The following is a 703-nucleotide window of genomic DNA, read 5'->3' on the forward strand; positions in this document are numbered from 1 at the left end:
CGTCAAGGGTCAGATCGCCGATGGCATCGACAACGACTGTATCGGTATCTGCACCACCGTCGATTGCGGTGGTCAGGCCAGACAGATCAGCGCCATCCCGAAGCGTCAATGTGTCATTGCCTGCATCCAGATCGAACGCCCCTGAACCTGTCAACCTGCCGGCAACATCAAAACTGTCGTTACCTGTTGTGAAGGTAAAACCGCCATCCAGGTCAATCGCCGCACCTGTTCCAACCGATGCAGTGTTCACACCTGAAATCGCACCACCACTCGCAACATCCAGCGTGCCTTCATCCACCTCGACTGTCGCGAAGTCGGACGTTCCCGTGACGCTCAGCGTACCCGCTCCGGTCTTCGTCAGCGTCTCGAAGTTGGTCGCCTGAGCAAGGGTTGCGGCAGCAGCAATGTCCGCCGTCAACGTGTCTGTCCCTACACCACCGTCAACGACGGCACTGACGCTGGCTCCGTCCTGGAACGTAAACGTGTCGTTGCCGGCGCCAAGGTTGATCGTTGAAGCCCCGTCAACCGTCCCGGCAACCGTGAGACGGTCATTGCCACCGGTGAAGGTGATATTCCCACCTGCGGTCAGCGTCGCACCCGACATAACCGTGGCCGCGTTGATTCCGCTGAGCCCGCCACTCACAACATCCAGTGTGCCCGCGTTCACATTGACCGTCGAGAAATCGGACGCATCCGGCCCGGT

General features: G+C 59.6%; 1 pseudogene. It reads right to left on the reverse strand.

Annotation, left to right across the window (positions count from 1 at the left end):
* A pseudogene (locus tag RA27_RS24500) lies at positions 1-703 on the reverse strand (hypothetical protein); the annotation flags it as partial.

Source organism: Ruegeria sp. ANG-R, from assembly GCF_000813985.1.
Taxonomy (GTDB): Bacteria; Pseudomonadota; Alphaproteobacteria; order Rhodobacterales; family Rhodobacteraceae; genus Ruegeria.